The organism is Vibrio sp. 1CM2L (assembly GCF_023161695.1).
Lineage (GTDB): Bacteria > Pseudomonadota > Gammaproteobacteria > Enterobacterales > Vibrionaceae > Vibrio > Vibrio coralliirubri.
Map to the genome: position 1 here is coordinate 515,046 of NZ_JALNTT010000003.1, position 17,738 is coordinate 532,783.

11 protein-coding genes are annotated in these 17,738 nt (G+C 44.2%); 5 read left to right on the forward strand and 6 right to left on the reverse strand.

Annotation, left to right across the window (positions count from 1 at the left end):
- The first annotated feature begins 250 nt into the window (after positions 1-250).
- The 4 genes from MSG34_RS12350 to fabV all read left to right on the forward strand — a co-directional run bounded on the left by MSG34_RS12350 (position 251) and on the right by fabV (position 8,884).
- On the forward strand, positions 251-4,060 hold the full coding sequence (locus tag MSG34_RS12350; protein ID WP_248338166.1) for a VCBS domain-containing protein: 3,810 nt from the start codon (positions 251-253) through the stop codon (positions 4,058-4,060).
- 444 nt (positions 4,061-4,504) lie between these two features.
- Positions 4,505-5,134, forward strand: a complete 630-nt coding sequence (locus tag MSG34_RS12355) for a TetR/AcrR family transcriptional regulator (RefSeq protein ID WP_017065403.1) — start codon at positions 4,505-4,507, stop codon at positions 5,132-5,134.
- A gap of 55 nt (positions 5,135-5,189) precedes the next feature.
- Positions 5,190-7,472, forward strand: a complete 2,283-nt coding sequence (locus tag MSG34_RS12360; protein ID WP_248337625.1) for an acyl-CoA dehydrogenase — start codon at positions 5,190-5,192, stop codon at positions 7,470-7,472.
- Positions 7,473-7,681: 209 nt separating this feature from the next.
- Positions 7,682-8,884 (forward strand): enoyl-ACP reductase FabV, encoded by a 1,203-nt coding sequence (gene fabV / locus MSG34_RS12365; RefSeq protein ID WP_029405477.1) that lies wholly within the window; start codon positions 7,682-7,684, stop codon positions 8,882-8,884.
- A 238-nt stretch (positions 8,885-9,122) separates the two neighbouring features.
- Here the strand turns inward: fabV and MSG34_RS12370 are convergent, their stop codons facing one another.
- Complete coding sequence (locus MSG34_RS12370; protein WP_017060395.1) at positions 9,123-10,805, reverse strand: aspartate:alanine antiporter; 1,683 nt, start codon at positions 10,803-10,805, stop codon at positions 9,123-9,125.
- 250 nt (positions 10,806-11,055) lie between these two features.
- Entirely contained in the window at positions 11,056-11,319 is a 264-nt protein-coding gene (locus MSG34_RS12375) for a GrxA family glutaredoxin (protein ID WP_009847069.1), read from the reverse strand.
- A 406-nt stretch (positions 11,320-11,725) separates the two neighbouring features.
- On the opposite strand from MSG34_RS12375, the gene MSG34_RS12380 reads away from it, so the two are divergent.
- Complete coding sequence (locus tag MSG34_RS12380; RefSeq protein ID WP_248337627.1) at positions 11,726-13,018, forward strand: iron-containing alcohol dehydrogenase; 1,293 nt, start codon at positions 11,726-11,728, stop codon at positions 13,016-13,018.
- A gap of 123 nt (positions 13,019-13,141) precedes the next feature.
- Here MSG34_RS12380 and MSG34_RS12385 read toward each other — a convergent pair whose 3' ends face one another.
- From MSG34_RS12385 to MSG34_RS12400, 4 genes are all read right to left on the reverse strand, one after another.
- Positions 13,142-13,996, reverse strand: a complete 855-nt coding sequence (locus tag MSG34_RS12385; RefSeq protein WP_004734686.1) for a MurR/RpiR family transcriptional regulator — start codon at positions 13,994-13,996, stop codon at positions 13,142-13,144.
- A 359-nt stretch (positions 13,997-14,355) separates the two neighbouring features.
- Positions 14,356-15,999 carry a pyridoxal-dependent aspartate 1-decarboxylase PanP gene (gene panP / locus MSG34_RS12390; RefSeq protein ID WP_248337629.1) on the reverse strand — a complete coding sequence of 548 codons (1,644 nt, stop codon included), beginning with the start codon at positions 15,997-15,999 and terminating at the stop codon, positions 14,356-14,358.
- A 118-nt stretch (positions 16,000-16,117) separates the two neighbouring features.
- Positions 16,118-16,645, reverse strand: coding sequence for a hypothetical protein (locus tag MSG34_RS12395; protein ID WP_017065407.1), 528 nt, complete (start codon positions 16,643-16,645; stop codon positions 16,118-16,120).
- Positions 16,646-16,819: 174 nt separating this feature from the next.
- Positions 16,820-17,725, reverse strand: a complete 906-nt coding sequence (locus MSG34_RS12400; protein WP_017071961.1) for a lysine exporter LysO family protein — start codon at positions 17,723-17,725, stop codon at positions 16,820-16,822.
- Between the last annotated feature and the right edge of the window lie 13 nt (positions 17,726-17,738).

Below are 17,738 nucleotides of genomic sequence, written 5' to 3' on the forward strand. Positions count from 1 at the left end.
ATCGCTGAATTGAGAGAAGGGTATTAAACGAAGCTTAGGACATTTGCAAAAAAATGCGAAGTTTGTAGGTTTTTTTTTGAATGTAAGTCGCTATTGCTATTGACTAATTTAAAAAGCACCAGATTTACCAACTTTTAGTGAGTTGATTATCAATAGCGCCACTACTAGATTTATTGTAGGAAATAGCCACAGCGCAGGGTGGGATTGGTTCCGCGTTTGGCGTGTTCTGGGCAGAAGTGGGAATATGGATATGGGAAATATCAACCTAAGTATACTAGGCCTTGTTAGCGGAAGTGTAGTACTCGACGCTCAAGGGCAAGTTAGACGTTTGTCTCCGGGCGAACAACCAGCTGCTAGTGACGTAATTATCAGTTTTGGGACTAGTGAAGAGAGCGTGCCAAGCGTATCTGCACGTTTTGTAGATAACCAAGGCCAACAAAATGCACTAGATACTGATGATGCGATCGCTCAAGTTCAGCGTGCTATTGAAGAAGGATTTGATCCAACGGAATTAGGAGATGAGTTTGATACTGCAGCTGGTGAGCAAGGCTCTAGTTTGACCAACAGCGGTAGGATTGAACGTACCGGCGCCGAAACTCAAGCTGCCACAAATTTTGAAACTGATGGGTTTGAGTCTCAAGGTTTGTCCGAAACGCAAAGTCTTGCTCTTTTTGATATCATCGCTTTTGCGCTTATTTCAGGTGAAACTAATGTTATTGAGTTTGAGCAGGATGAACCTATTGAAACTGGGGGAGCTTTAACGAGTGAAGACCCAGACGTTACCTTTATTGTTAAAGAGGTCGCTGGGGATAATGATCTCGGTACTTTTGTTGTAAACGACGATGGTACTTGGACCTTCGTGGCCAACAGTCCTTATGATGAGCTTGCGGATGGTGAGCAAATTCAAGATTCGACGACAGTACAAACCTCCGATGGAGGCGAACAAGTCATTACAGTAACGATAATTGGTACGGATGATGCGGCTGTGGCTACTGATGACTCGGGCAGTGTGACTGAGGACATTGATGTAGATGAAATCACCAATCAATTAGTGACGTCTGGTCAGATTGTGATTACAGATGTAGACAGCGACACTCCTACCTTTTCAGCTGATGGTGAGTTTAACCTCGTAGGTTCAACAAACGAATCACAGCTAGGTGTATTGAGCATCGCCCCTGATGGTGCTTGGACTTACGTAGTTAACAACGATGACGTTCAGTACTTGGATGACGATGAGTTCGTTACTGAAGTTTATACTGTGACAGCAAGTGACGGTACTACGAGTGAGGTGATCATCACTATTAACGGTGCCGATGACCCATCTGATATAACCGTAGGTGAAGGTGATTCAGACACTGGTGAAGTGACTGAGGATGTTAATGTTGACCAAGAGAGCAACAACTTAATTACTTCTGGGACACTAACGATCACCGATGTTGACGATAACGACGTCGCTGCTTTTCAACCAAACGGTGTGTTTAATCCAGAAGGCTCAACCAATGATACCGCGTTGGGTATGTTGACCATTACCGACGATGGTGAATGGACGTACGTTGTAGATAACGATGATGTGCAATATCTTGACGACGATGAGTTCGTTACCGAGGTTTACACGGTTACTGCAATAGATGGAACCACGAGCGAAGTGACCATTACTATTAACGGTGCCGATGATCCGTCCGAGATTACTGTTGGTGAAGGTGACTCTGATATGGGTGAGGTGACGGAAGATGTCGACGTTGATCCTGAGAGTAACGACTTGATGGCGACGGGAACATTGACGATCACTGATGTTGATGCCAATGATGTTGCGGCTTTTGAACCCAACGGAATGTTTAATCCGGAAGGTTCGACCAATGAGACCGCATTGGGTATGTTGACCATAACCGATGATGGAGCATGGACTTACGTCGTAGACAACGACGATGTGCAATATCTTGATGACGATGAGTTCGTCACTGAGGTTTACACGGTTACTGCGATTGACGGAACCACAAGTGAAGTGACCATCACCATCAACGGTGCCGATGATCCGTCGGAGATCACCGTTGGAGAAGGTGACTCTGATATGGGTGAGGTGACGGAAGATGTCGATGTCGATCCTGAAAGCAATGACTTGATGGCGACGGGAACACTGACGATTACTGATGTAGATGCCAATGATGTTGCGGCCTTTGAACCTAACGGAACGTTTAATCCAGAAGGTTCGACCAATGATACCGCGTTAGGTATGTTGACCATAACCGATGATGGCGAATGGACGTACGTTGTAGATAACGATGATGTGCAATATCTTGATGACGATGAGTTCGTTACTGAGGTTTACACGGTTACTGCGATTGACGGAACCACAAGCGAAGTGACGATTACCATCAATGGTGCCGATGATCCATCTGAGATTACCGTTGGTGAAGGTGATTCTGACATGGGTGAGGTGACGGAAGATGTTAATGTCGATCCTGATACCAACGAACTTTCAGCGTCAGGTACTTTAACGATTACTGATGTCGACACGAGTGACATGCCCGCCTTTAAACCTAATGGTGTGTTTACCCCTATTGGGTCTACTTATGCACTTGCTTTGGGTATGTTAACGATTACTCCAGAGGGCGCATGGAGTTATGTCGTTGATAACGATGCGGTTCAATACTTGAATGATGATGACACGGTTATTGAAAGATATGTGGTAACCGCGATTGATGGTGTAGAGCATGTTATCGAGATAACAATCAATGGTGTCAATGACGCACCTGAAGCGACCAGCTTTACGGTCGTTAATGATGAGGACGCGATTATACCTATTCTCTTCGATTCTGAAGATGGCGGCATGCCAGATTATATCTCGGATATAGAAGATGACCATGACGACATTCCGCTTAATATTCGAATCGAAAGTTTGCCAACCAACGGCAGCCTTTTGTATACCGATGAAAATGGCGTCACGAGAGAAATCGTACAGTCTGATGTTGATAACGGTGAGTTGTTTGTTCCGAACAATATCAGTTTTGTAGCTGGGCCCGGAGAAATGTTTGAAATGGGCTTTAGTGGCGATCCTGAGGATATGCCAGAGCTTGTTGATGGTTTCTATAATTGGGGTGTGGAAGTTTCACCAACAGAGAGACTTATTACGCTAGATAACGGTAATACGATTACACTAACGATCGAAGATAACAATAATAAACCGTTGAAACAGTATCAAGGTGAACAATCTCATGTTGGCTTTGGTATTGGTGATACTGATGGTAGAGGTATGAACAAACAGGAGACCTTGGTCCTCGACTTTACTAATAATCCATTAGAGGTTGTTGATTTTGGTTTAGATGGGTTGGGTGGTTCATTTAACACTGATAGTAATGTTTATGTTGAAGTGATCTATAGCTTTGCTGATGGCACTACTCAGACGGAGCAATATCAAAAAGATCCAGGAGATACAGGGAATAGCCAAATTCTGTATGATTTTAGTTATTCTTCACCAGACAATCCGATTGTTGGGATGGAGCTGTCATCGACAGGGGGCAGTTGGGAGTTACGCTATGTCCAAGGTAACGAGGCGGTAACTGAAGACCCGCAGTTTGATTATGTCGCGGTCGACTCTAATGGTGCAGAAAGCACGGTAGAGACGGTCACCATAGATATCGAAGAACCGCAGCAATATAACGTTATTAGTGCTGCGAGTAATGAACCTTTGTATGCCGAGTCAGGCAACGATCTGCTTATTGGAGATAGCGGAGACAACATCTTCACTTGGCTAGACTCTGCGCTCGACAACGGTACTGATATTATTAAAGATTTCGAGCTTTATACAGGTGGTTCTGGGGATCTGATTGACCTCAATGATTTGGTCGAAGACCCTCAAGATGAGACTCAAATGGCCGAGCTACTTGATGCGATTGAGGTCTCTGTCGACGGAGAAGATATCGCGTTGTCCATTCCAATCAATGGAGGGGATGATGTCCAAACTATCGTTGTTGAGGGGATTGCGACTGAACTGGGTGGTTCGGTTGACCTAGGTAATGACCTAGCCGTGCTGGGAGAGTTGATAAAAAATGATGCTGCTTAATTAGATAATGTGAAAGGCTCTAACGCTTAACGTAAGAAAAGCCCTCGATTTCGGGGGCTTTTTTGTGTCGAGTACCCGCTAAAGAAAAGGTATCGGAACAACACACAAAAAAAAGCCCAAACCAACGTGGTTTGGGCGGATACAAGTATAGGAGTTAATAAGGAAAATGCAGTAATTAAGAAAGCAGTGAGAAGAACAAGTTTGACGGCCTGTTAAACTTCTAAATACGCTGTTTTCTACCTAATTTATGACCCTCCATTTCCATTTCAGTTCCAAGAAAATTCATTATTTTTTTCTTTTTTTGTAAACACACAGTGATTCAATCGGTTAGTGCTGAGTTTTATTAACTGGTACGACCAATTTGTGAAAATGTGATGTTGCTTGCTTGTTAAATAAATGTACTAAGCGTATATTTCAAACAGTTGTTTAATACGAGTGATTGAAATGGCACCAAGAAGTACAACCAAAGACAAAATCTTAGATGTGGCTGAAGGCTTATTTGCTGAGCACGGTTTTAATGACACCTCTTTACGTACGATTACGAGTAAAGCGAATGTCAACTTAGCTTCAGTGAACTATCACTTTGGCGATAAGAAGACTCTGGTTCGTGCGGTACTCAATCGTTACTTAGAAGCATTTATGCCAGCACTGCAAGATGCATTAGTGAACTTAAACTTGAACGAAACGTATTCTATGAGTGACGTGTTTGAGTCTTTGAGACAGCCACTAAGAGCACTTAATGATGTTAGGCCAAATGGTACCAGCCGATTCATGCTACTCATCGGCAGAGGTTATACGGATGTGCAAGGGCACTTGCGTTGGTTCATTACTACCCGTTATAGCGAAGTACTTTCTTTGTTTACGACGTCGGTAATGAAAGCGAATCCGAACCTCACTCAAGAACAGTTATTTTGGCGATTACACTTCACCCTAGGGACTTGTGTATTCACCATGGCATCAAGTCAGGCTCTGGTAGAAATTGCAGAGAATGACTATGACAGAAAGATAGATGCTAAGGCAGTGGTTGATATTCTTATTCCATATTTAGCCGCTGGCATGTCAGCAGAAGAATAAAACAATAAAAAGCGAAACATTCACAACCAATATAGTGAACAAAAGGATCTGAACTATGAGCTCTCTAAGACAAAAATGGGTAAGTGACCCAGCTTTTAAACTCTTTAAAAAAGTACTACCACCACTATCTAGCACCGAGAAAGAAGCGATGGAAGCGGGTAGCGTGTGGTGGGACGGAGAGCTGTTTTCTGGTAAGCCAGATTTCACTAAGCTGCACCAATACCCAAAACCTCAGCTGACAGCAGAAGAGCAATCGTTCATGGATAATGAGCTTGAAACCTTGCTCGCTATGCTTGATGACCATCAAATTGTAAAAGAAGATCGAGACCTTCCTGAAGAGGTGTGGAACTTCTTACGTAAAGAGCGTTTCTTTTCGCTAATTATTGCGAGAGAGTATGGCGGTCGTGAATTCTCAGCACACGCCAACTCAACTATCGTAACTAAGATTGCGACGCGCAGTATCAGTACTGCGGTTTCGGTAATGGTTCCAAACTCTCTTGGTCCTGGTGAGCTGCTGTCTCACTACGGTACTCAAGACCAGAAAGACTACTGGCTCCCTCGTCTTGCTGACGGTACAGATATCCCATGTTTCGCATTAACAGGCCCAGAAGCGGGTTCTGATGCGGGTGGTATCCCTGATGTCGGTACTGTGTGTATGGGAATGCACGAAGGCAAAGAGACACTAGGTATCAAGCTTAACTGGAACAAACGCTATATTACGCTAGCACCAGTGGCGACTGTGCTTGGTCTGGCTTTCAAACTGCACGATCCAGAAAAGCTACTGGGTGACAAAGAAGACATCGGTATCACGTGTGCGCTAATCCCGGCTGATCACGAAGGTGTTGTGATTGGTGAACGTCATGACCCACTTGGTCTTGCATTCATGAATGGCCCAACACGCGGTCACGATGTGTTTATCCCAATGGAATGGCTAATCGGTGGCGCAGATTACGCAGGTAAAGGCTGGCGTATGCTGGTGGAATGTCTGTCTGCAGGTCGTGGTATTTCACTACCAGCACTGGGTACAGCAATGGGCCACCTAACTGCGAGAACAACTGGCGCATACGCGTATGTTCGTAAGCAGTTTGGTATGTCGATTGGTAAGTTTGAAGGTGTTGCGGAGAGCTTAGGCCGTATTGGTGGCTTAACGTATCTACTAGAAGCGACTCGAACGCTGACAACTACTTCACTTGATATGAAAGAGAAGCCGGGTATCGTTACGGCTATCGCGAAATATCATATGACAGAAATGGCGCGTACTATCCTGAATGATTCAATGGATATCCACTCAGGTCGTGCAATTCAAGATGGTCCAATGAACTACTTGGCTGCGCCTTACCTAGGTATTCCAGTTGCTATCACAGTAGAAGGTGCGAACATCCTGACTCGTAACCTGATGATCTTTGGTCAAGGTGCGACACGTTGTCACCCATACGTGTTAAGCGAAATGGAAGCAGCAGCAAACCCAGACGAGAAGCAAGGTGCAAAAGACTTTGATAGCTTGCTGTTCAAGCATATCTCTCACGCAACTAAGAACACGTTCGGCGCGTTTGGCGCAGCACTAACTGGCTCTAAGTTCATTAAAGCCGACATGAGCGGTCCAACTAAGCCTTACTACCAAGATTTGACTCGTTTGAGCCGTGCGCTTGCAGTCAGTGCGGATTTCGCAATGCTAACGCTAGGTGGTGAACTGAAACGTAAAGAGCTTATCTCAGCACGTTTAGGTGATGGTCTAAGTTACTTATACATGGCGTCTGCAGCGCTTAAGAAATATGAAGACGAAGGTCGTCAACAAGCTGACCTGGACTACGTGCACTACGCGGTTCAACACTGTTTCCACAACGCGGCTAAATCGCTACAAGAAGCGTACAGAAACTTCCCGAACAAGATGGTAGGTAAAGTACTTAAAGGTCTAGTTTTCCCTGTCGGTAACCACTTCGAAAAACCAAGTGATAACCTAACAGTGCAACTAGCAGAAAGCTTGATGACTCCGGGCGCGCACCGTGAACGTCTGACTCACCTTTGCTACATCGGCAAGGAAGAAGAGGACAGTGTTGGCCTAATGGAGAACGCGTTCAATGCGATGTACAGCATCAAGCCATTAGAGCGTAAGATCTTCAAAGCAGTGAAAGAGGGCAAAGTGGCTCGTAAAGGCTTACTGCAAGACAAACTTGCTCAAGCACTTGCTGCTGATGTGCTAACGCAAGAAGAAGTCGACCAAATTGTGGCTGCCGATAAACTGCGTTACGCTGCGATTCAAGTTGACCACTTCAGTCATGACTTTAGTGAAACTTTGACGCGAAAAGAGTTAAAACCTAAGCTAAATAGCGTTGCTTAGATAAAGAAACGATAAAAGGCACCTAATTAGGTGCCTTTTTTGTTTTTGTCGTAGAAGTCGCAATAGATGCGTTAACAAATGGTGACTTAGTCAGCAAATATCAGCTGAGTGCTCCAACCACTTGCATTTTCACCACATTTTTACAGAAATTAGATGCCATTTGCGTACGAAACTTTTATCCTTAACCTGATTTTTTAAGGAAGTTGAATATGATCATCAAACCTCGAATTCGCGGATTCATCTGTACTACAACACATCCAGTCGGTTGTGAAGCTAATGTAAAAGAACAAATTGCTTACACAAAAGCTCAAGGCCCAATCGCAAACGCACCTAAACGTGTACTAGTTGTTGGCTCTTCAAGTGGCTACGGCTTGTCTTCACGTATTGCGGCTGCATTTGGTGGCGGCGCTTCAACTATCGGTGTTTTCTTTGAGAAAGCCGGTACTGAGAAAAAACCGGGCACAGCTGGTTTTTACAACTCAGCAGCGTTCGACAAGCTAGCTAAAGAAGAAGGCCTGTATTCAAAAAGCCTAAACGGCGATGCTTTCTCTAACGAAGCGAAACAGAAAACGATTGACCTGATCAAAGAAGATCTAGGCCAAATCGATATGGTTGTGTACTCACTGGCATCTCCAGTGCGTAAAATGCCAGAGACTGGCGAAGTGATTCGTTCAGCTCTAAAACCTATCGGTGAAACGTACACATCAACGGCTGTTGATACCAACAAAGACATGATCATCGAAGCAAGCGTTGAGCCTGCATCTGAAGAAGAGATCAAAGACACTGTTACTGTAATGGGCGGTGAAGATTGGGAACTTTGGATCAACGCTCTATCTGAAGCGGGTGTTCTAGCTGACGGTTGTAAAACTGTTGCTTACAGCTACATCGGTACTGAACTAACGTGGCCAATCTACTGGGATGGCGCGCTAGGTAAAGCTAAGATGGATCTAGACCGTGCAGCGTCAGCGCTTAACGAGAAACTAGGCCAAACTGGCGGTACTGCAAACGTTGCTGTTCTTAAGTCTGTTGTGACTCAAGCAAGCTCTGCTATTCCTGTAATGCCTCTTTACATCGCTATGGTGTTCAAGAAGATGCGTGAAGAAGGTATTCACGAAGGTTGTATGGAACAGATCTTCCGTATGTTTAGCCAACGTCTATATAAAGAAGACGGCAGCGCAGCAGAAGTGGATGAAGTGAACCGTTTACGTCTAGATGACCTAGAACTTCGCGAAGACATTCAAGATCACTGTCGTAACCTATGGCCTCAAATCACAACTGAGAACCTAAAAGAACTGACTGACTACGTAGAGTACAAAGAAGAGTTCTTGAAGCTATTCGGTTTCGGTGTTGAAGGTGTTGATTACGAGGCTGAGGTTAACCCAGCTGTTGAATTTGATGTAGCTGACATTTAATTCAAACAATCGAATCAAAACGAAATAGGCGCTCATTGAGCGCCTATTTTTTTGTCTTAAAAGCAGATACGGGATTCGAGTGGCGAGATACGAAGTGATTTAAGAGCAGATGCGGGATTCGAGGTTCGACGAACTCCAAAAGCAAGTCAGAGGAAATAAGTCATAAAAAATGCACTAATCCAAACATGAACTAGTGCATTTAAAATATCTAATCTAAAGCGCGATAACGCTGAATAAGCTAGCTAATTATGATGATGAAAGTACCTGCTAAGGTCATCAGTATATTGGCTATCGCGTAAGTACCTGCGTAACCCAGAGCTGGAATGGTTGAGCGAGCGTGGTCATTTACGATGTCCATCGCCGGAGCACAAGTCCGCGCGCCAATGATGGCACCAAATAATAGAGCTCGGTTCATCTTCAATACGTAAGCACCAACCAAATAAGCAAAGAATACCGGTAGTACACTGACTACCAGAGCAATACCAATGACCTGAGGGCCAACTTGGGTTAAGTGCTCAAATATCTTACCACCGGCGCTCAATCCGATACCGACCATGAAGAACATCAAACCGAGATCTTTGACCATGTTCAACGCACCCTGAGGCACATAACCGAAAGTAGGGTGATTCGCTCGTAGGAAACCAAGCATGATGCCCGATAGAAGCAGGCCAACTGCGTTACCTAGCCCGAACGACACCTGACCGAATGTCATGGTGATCAAACCAAACAAAATACCCAAAATGAAGAAGCTACAGAAGGCCATCAAATCCGCCATTTGGCTGTGGATTGAGATGAAACCAATTTTCTCTGCTAGGCCGTGCACACGACTCTTTTCACCACTCACCTGCAGTACATCACCCTTAGACAGCACGATGTTTAAGTCCATCGGCATTTCAATTTGAGCTCGTACTACGCGGTTAAGGAAACAGCCATATTCAGACAGGTTTAAGTCTGATAGGCGTTTACCTGCGATGCTGTCACTTTTAACGACGATCTCTTCTTCCACGATACGCAGGTCGAGAAGGTTACGGTCGAAAACCTCTTTACCGTTACGGAAACTTGGGTCTAGGCGAGCGTGGCTGTCTGGGAAACCAACCAATGCGATCTCATCGCCTTCTTGCAGAATCGCATCACCATCTGGGTGGGCAAGAATACCATTACGTCGAATACGCTCGATGTAACACCCTGTTTGGCGATAGATGCCCAGTTCACGCAGATTCTTACCGTCAGTCCAAGAGATAAGCTCTGGGCCCACTCGATAAGCACGAATAATGGGTAGGTAAACCTTACGCTGACCTGAAGCGCCTAAACCACGTTCTTGGGCGATTTGCTCTGCCGAGTCGTGTAGGTTTACTTTTTGAAGCTTTGGAATCAAGCGGGCAAACATAATCATACTGATTAAGCCAACCAAGTAAGCCATCGCGTAACCAACAGAAAGGTTTTCGATAATTAGGCTTAAATCCATATTTCTTGGTAATTCTGCAAGCCCAGAATTCAGAGCATCTTGAGCACCTACTAATATCGGCGTTGCTGTTAAGGCACCCGCCATCATGCCTGCGGATAAACCAAACCCGAGGCCAAGGTAATGACTACTGAAATAGGTTAAAGCAATTGCGGTAGAGAGAACCACAAGGCTCAGAATGAGGTAGTGCTTACCATCTCTGAAGAAGATACCGAAGAAGTTTGGTCCAGCTTCAATGCCAACACAGTAGATGAACAGCATGAAACCAATGGTGAGCGCATCTGCGTTAAAAGAAAAGCCAAGATGTCCCATGATAAGGGAAGTAATCAAAACACCGATTGAGTTACCAAGTTGGAGGCTACCGAAACGAATTTTACCAATGGCTAATCCAATCGATAAAACAACAAAGATGAGGAGAATGGGGTTTTGTTCTAACAGAAAAACAACGTCGATATTCACGGTGGTCGCTCAATAATTGGCGTGGAACACAGGGTAAGTTTGAGATGTGAATTGTATCTAAATATAAATAAATTATAAGCAATATTTTGCTAATTTACTTGATTTTGACCTTATTCTTATTCCGTATGAAAACTGGTCATAAAAAAAGCCCGCTAAAGTGAGCGGGCTTTCTATAAATCGTACAGTCTAACGCCTAAATGGGCTAGCTGTTTAAGGCCTTAGCCTCGATTCTCGTCTGAGAAATCCTAGCTTAGTCAAAAAGACCTAGGTTTTCTTTTGCGTATGCTTCAAATTCTGTGCAGCCGCCGATGTGGTCTTGGTCGATGAAGATTTGTGGCACTGTGTCTACAGGTTTGCCAACAGTCTTCTCTAGATCAGCTTTGCTGATACCTTCAGCGTGGATGTCAACGTAACGGTAGTTGAAGTCATCGCGTTTAGCTTTAAGAGTTTCAGCATGCTCTTTTGCACGAACACAGAATGGGCAAGCAGGGCGACCAAAAATAACTACAAACATTTAATTTCTCCTAAATACGGGATGAGGCTCGTTAACTCGATTATGTTAACTATTCTTTAGTGAATGCCACTCAAAATTTCTTAAAACCAACTATGCCTCAATGCCATGGGGAAATAAAGATGGAATTACCTCTTAATACAATAGGTTTTGTCTATCAGAGCAAATAATGGTCACAAAAAGGATCCATGCTGATTTCTGATGGGTATCTAGATTGATTACCCCTAATTAAAGAGTGTGAATTACCCCTAAGAATACGACATTAATCTATCTTTAATGCGACAAGTTGCACCTCGTCAAAAAAAGCGCATACAGAACGAGGCATCTTAATGCTGATGCACGATATAAAGGCTAAATTCCAACAACCAAGAGTTCGCAGTTTTGTTCGGTCATAGGCGCAGGAGGCACCATGTTTCAATTTATGACATCTACAAAGATCATCTTTGGTGATGGAGCACTTTCCGCTTCATTGTCTCTCTTTAATCAATACGGCTACAGCGTGTTATTGGTTACAGGCAATACATTAGAGCGCACTTCAATTGTTACTGACTATCTCGATGCTCAGAGTATGCGTTATCAGCACATCGCCGTTTCCGGTGAACCTAATATTAAAATGGTTGAAGAGGCGGCTATTTCCGCTCGTCGATTTAAGCCAGACATGGTTGTCGCGATGGGGGGCGGTAGCGCCATCGATATGGGTAAGGCGTTAGCAGCTGTTTTACCTAATCAAGGCAATTTATATGACTATGTCGAAGTGGTCGGGCGTAATGTTCCTCTTAAAACCAAACCACTTCCGTTTATCGCTATTCCAACCACGGCGAGTACCGGTGCCGAGGTCACGAAAAACGCGGTGCTGAAATCAGGGCAAGACCAAGTAAAAATCAGCCTTAGAAGCCCAGACATGCTGGCTGACGTGGCGATTGTCGACCCAACCCTAACTCATGGAACCAATCTGTATCTATCTGGGCGAGGTGCGATGGATGCCTTTACTCATCTAATGGAAGCCTACGTGTGTGGTGAACCGAATCCGTTAACCGATATGATTTGTGAAGAAGGGCTGCGTAAGTTGAGTGGTTCTGTGGTTAAAGCGTGTGTTTATGATGAGCCTCAAGCGCGTTCTGATCTTGCTTTCGCTTCTATGCTCGGTGGTATGGCGATAACCAATGCCAAGCTTGGCGCAGCCCACGGTTTAGCCTCCGCACTAGGAGGTAAGATTTCTGCGCCTCATAGTGTGATTACCGCGCGTTTAGCGCCGTTTGTGATGTTGGAGAACATAGCCGTTGCAAAAGAGCAGCAAAGAAGCGACATCCTAGCGCGTTATCAGCGAATCGCTCAGATAGTAACAGGTAACGTAGAAGCAGCAGAAGAGGAGGCAATTTCTTGGTTATCTGAAGTGCTTGATACGCTTAAGCTACCCAACTTGCTAGAATTTGGTGTTTGTGAAGCACAGTTTGATGAGGTGTCTACCGATGCGCTCAAGTCAGTGGCGATTAAAGGAAACCCTTTGCCGCTTAACCACGAGAGGCTCGTACATATTTTGAAGCAGGTATGCGAGAAGTGCAGTTGTGGAGAGGGGGAGTATGAGGAAACTTTAATGAATCAAATTGACCATGAACCTGCTGTCGAGTCGAGTTTTACCATTATCAATTCTTATGCGTCCGAAAACAGCGTGGTTGAGAAGGGCAATAGCTGGACTATCTAGCGGTCTTAAACTCGTTCGTTGTATAAGTCATTTTATACAGACAAATAAAAACGGAGCGCTAGGCTCCGTTTTTTTATTTCGCTTGTTCTCTGGTCATCTGTTTTTAGTTCATGACTAAGCAGATTAGAACTGAGAGTACTTCTCGTAACGTGAATCACGAAGTGATTCTTTGACGCGCTTTAGGTTCTCTCTGAAACCAGAACCACGACGTAGCGTAAAGCCTGTCGCTAGCACATCGATAACCGTCATTTGAACAACGCGACTTGCCATTGGCATGTAAACGTCAGTGTCTTCTGGAACATCCAGAGAAATAGACAACGAGCTCGCTTTATCCAGTGGAGAATCTTTTGCTGTGATAGCAATCACTGTCGCACCGTTTTCACGCGCTAAGTTTGCAATCTCAACTTGGCTTTTAGTGCGGCCAGTATGAGAGATAAGAACAATAACGTCGTTATCACTGCAGTTAATGCAGCTCATTCGTTGCATCACGATGTCTTCGAAACATGTGATTGGGATATTAAAACGAATAAACTTGTTTTGAGCATCTTTGGCGACAGCAGAAGAGGCACCCAGTCCGAAGAACGAAATGCGTTTTGCTTGAGTCAGCAAGTCAACCGCACGGTTTACTTGCATCGCATCTAGACTGTTTTTAGCAACGTCTAGACAAGCCATAGTTGATTCGAAAATCTTATGCGTATAAGCATCTGGACCATCATCTTCTTCAACATTACGGTTCACGTAAGGTGTACCGTTCGCCAAGCTTTGAGCTAGGTGAAGTTTGAAGTCAGGGAAGCCCTTTGTGTCTAATCGACGACAGAAGCGGTTAACTGTAGGCTCACTCACGTCAGCCATTTTAGCTAAGGTAGCAATGCTAGAATGAATTGCAGTTTGAGGGGAAGCCATAATTACTTCGGCTACCTTACGCTCAGACTTGCTGAAATTTTCCAGGTTTTTTTGTATTTTTTCTAATGTATTCATAGTGTTCACAAGGGTATAGAGAACAACTTGCCAGTTAATATCTTTTACCAGGGGGTATGGCTGAAGCAAATATCAGTAAACACAAAACCAAATGTATATTCGGTATCGTAAATACTGCTGCGTCAAATAGATATCAAGCTAACTAGCACCATAGAGTCAGTATAAACCCAACATACTATTTACTAATACAAAAACAGGGCATGAATGCTTAAGAATATGACAAACCTCAACAAAATTTTAGAAAACTACAGAATTGGAAGAGAGTTTGAGCAAAAAGAATGCAAAATGAGTATGAACTGACAGCTTAGTTACATCAAAAAGAAAGAAATTTTCAATTTGATGCAACTAAAATTGAATGACTATGCGTTGATTTGCGTAACCAGTTTGTTGATTTTGCCCATCAAGTTTGGTGCTAGTTTAGAGATCTCACGTTGTTCTTCAAGCACTGACGAAAGAATATCATTGCCTGTTAGTGGGTTTGCTAACACTACGCGGAAAACGATGATTGGTTGATGTGCCCATGCTTCAGGGTTTAAGCGTGTACGTGACACGAAAGACTTACCTGTTTCACGCTGCTTCTTCTGAATAAACTTAGTCAACTCATTGAGCAACTCATTCAGTTCGACACGATGTTCAGGCTCAGCTTTAAGCAGGGCAGCTTTGACTGATTCAGGTACATAGCGATAAGTCAGTAGGCAAAGCTCAGGTTCAGAAACCAGTTCGAAGTCGTTCTGATCTTTAATTAGGTCGGCAAAGTAGCGCGCTTTGTTGATGCTTTGGTCGATCAGCAGTTCATAACCTGGGCGGCTAATGATGTGCATTGCGGCGTAAACCAACATTGCCATGCCTGAACGAGAACCTTCTAACGTATGGCTACCTAAATCTTTTGAGCCTTTACGAAGAATGTATTGAGCATGATGTTCAATCGCTGTCATCGCATCTGGCTTCTTAAACAGAACCATGCCCGCACCCATAGGGATATAAAGCTGTTTATGCGCATCAATCGTGACTGAATCCGCCAGTTCAATACCATCAAGCAGGTGACGATGATTGTTAGACATCAGAGTCGCACCGCCCCAAGCAGCATCAACGTGGAAATGACAATCGGATTCGGCACATACCTCAGCAATGTCTCTTAGCGGGTCGATATTACCGGTTTCGGTTGTACCAGCCACACCAATGACGGCGAAAGGTTTGATCTTGTTCTGCTTGAGTTGCTCGATCTTGAGTCTTAAATCATCAGTACAAATACGGTTGTCGTTATCTGTTTTAACAGACACTAGACCTTCTTGACCAATACCAAGGACATCCGCGGCTTTTTTCAGAGAGTAGTGGCCACGTTCAGAGACTAAGATGGCAAGGCCTTCGTAGTCGTAGTGCTTCATGGCTTTAAACAAGCCCTCTTTTTCCACACCTTTGAACGAACCTTGCGCTTTTAGTGCGTTGTTACGTGCGACCCAAAGCGCAGTAATGTTCGCGATGGTACCGCCAGAACAAAACGCACCTAAAGAGTGGTTTGCGCTGTGCATCCAACGAGAATAAAACTGGTCACTATCTTGATAAATCAGGCGATGTAACATGCCCAGAACTTGACGTTCTAGGGGAGTGAAAGCTTTTGAGGTCTCGATTTTTACTAGATTCTGATTCAACGCAATCATGATTTTTGAAAGCGGCATCAGGAAGTACGGCAACGCAGAGGTCATGTGGCCAATAAAACTTGGCGAAGACGTGTGAACCGAATGAGACACAAGAGAATCAAGGAGATGCTCAGTATGTTCAGAAACAAACTCAGGCTGCTCTGGGATATGAGCATTTGAAAAATCTTTCTCAATTTCACGCAGTGGCTTTTCTTCAGCCACAATATGTTCACGTAAGAATTGATTCAGGTTTCGTGAAAGTTTGTCTTCAATTTGAGTGAGTGTTGAATCTGGGCCTTCAGGTACCGTGAAGATACGTAGAAGACTGTCGAAGCTAACATCTGCTGTTTTTTGTTCCGTAACCATAGCAAGCGAGTTATTTTTCTAATATTGACGCGAGCGGGACAATCTAAACGAAAACGGGAACAATGTCCCGTCTTAATTATGAAATCCAACTTCTCAAAAAAGCATATTAAATGAGGGGTTATTTACACTTAATCGCTTCAAGTTTACTGATCGACTGGTTGTAACGCTGTAGCGCTGAGTCGATTTGCTTAGGGTGACTAAGCAGCTCTGCAAAGGCAGAACGTAGCTCGTAGTTTTGAGCGTGAGGCGTTGATTGGCGGTCATCGAACGTTGTTTTCGCGATTTTACCAAGCTCATCATCACGTGTTGATAGCGTTTTAATGTCGTGTTGCTCGAGTTGCAACCAACCTTCTACAGGTTGCTCTGTTGCCACTTTGCTTGAATCGTTCACAAGGTAGTAGTTAACCGCAGCACGGTTAAGCTCAAAGTGGTGCTTACGACCTTCTAGGAACCACTCACTCACTTCTGTTAGCTCTGGATATTGCTCAGAGGTTAATGCAGCAAGGTCGGCATACCAATTCAAAGAAGCGTCGATGTACGCATCATATTTTTTTGCTTGGCACTGGTTTGTCTCAGACATTGAATCTGCTGCAAAAGAGAAAGTAGAAGTTGAAGCTAGCAGTAATGCGACGCAAAGGCGTTTCATAGTGGTTCCTTTTGTAAGTTTATTCTTTTTATAACTTTGTCGTTACAGGTTACCGTGATCGTTATTTGTTGAGCAATGACACTTAGTGTCTTTTTATTTCGGTAACTGTATCGGTGTCTTGGGCATTGGTATTCGAGTTGCATTCTAATCTAAAACAAACGCTATTCCTGCGATCTAGTTAGCAAGAGATACAAAGAACAACATCAATATCGGAACAAGCAAGCTGAGGATAAAGCCACTGACGATAGCGATAGGCACACATCGAACGCCGCCTGTTGTTTGAATGACCGGTAAGGTGAAGTCCATCGCAGTCGCACCAGCATAACCAATGGAAGTGCATGGGTAGCTGCGAATCAGCACTGGAATCAGTACCAAGGCAACTAACTCTCTTAAAAGCTCAAGCATGAAAGAAGCGCCACCATAGACAGGGCCAAAGGCGTCACCCATCAAGATACCAGCCAGAGAATACCAACCAAACCCAGAAGACATTGCTAAGGCTTTGAACAGTGGGATATCTAGGATGTAAGCCGCGATTACACCACCTAACATTGAGGTGATGATAATGGTGATTGCGATAACCATGCCGTGCTTGTTGAGTAAGATCTGACGAAGTGTGAGTCCACTATTACGCAGTTGGATGCCGATAAAGAATAGGAGAACAAACAGAATCCATTCGCTTGCGGTATCAACCCAATCAAGGCCAATAGGCAGCACTAAACCAGCGATTAGCCCTGAACCTACCACTAAGATGAGTTTGGCAGATTCCATCGCCATAGAAGAGAGGGGAAGCTTCTTCTTGCTACTGTCGGTTTTGAGTGGCAATAACTTATCAATAGCGGGCAATGCCATTAGGTTACATACGCTTAAGCAGACAAAGAAAGTGACGGTATATAGAAGGATTGTCTGCAGATTACTGCCTAGGTTATCGAGGGCGGCTAAGCTTAGTCCCATTAACGCCAGAATCACGTAGATCAACCGCGATGTTGAGCGGTTGATAAATTCTAATGTCTGAGCGTTCGAAATTGCAAAAAGATACCCCACGACGAGTGGCGCAAATATAAAGATCATCCCTGTAAACATGCTTTCCCCATTG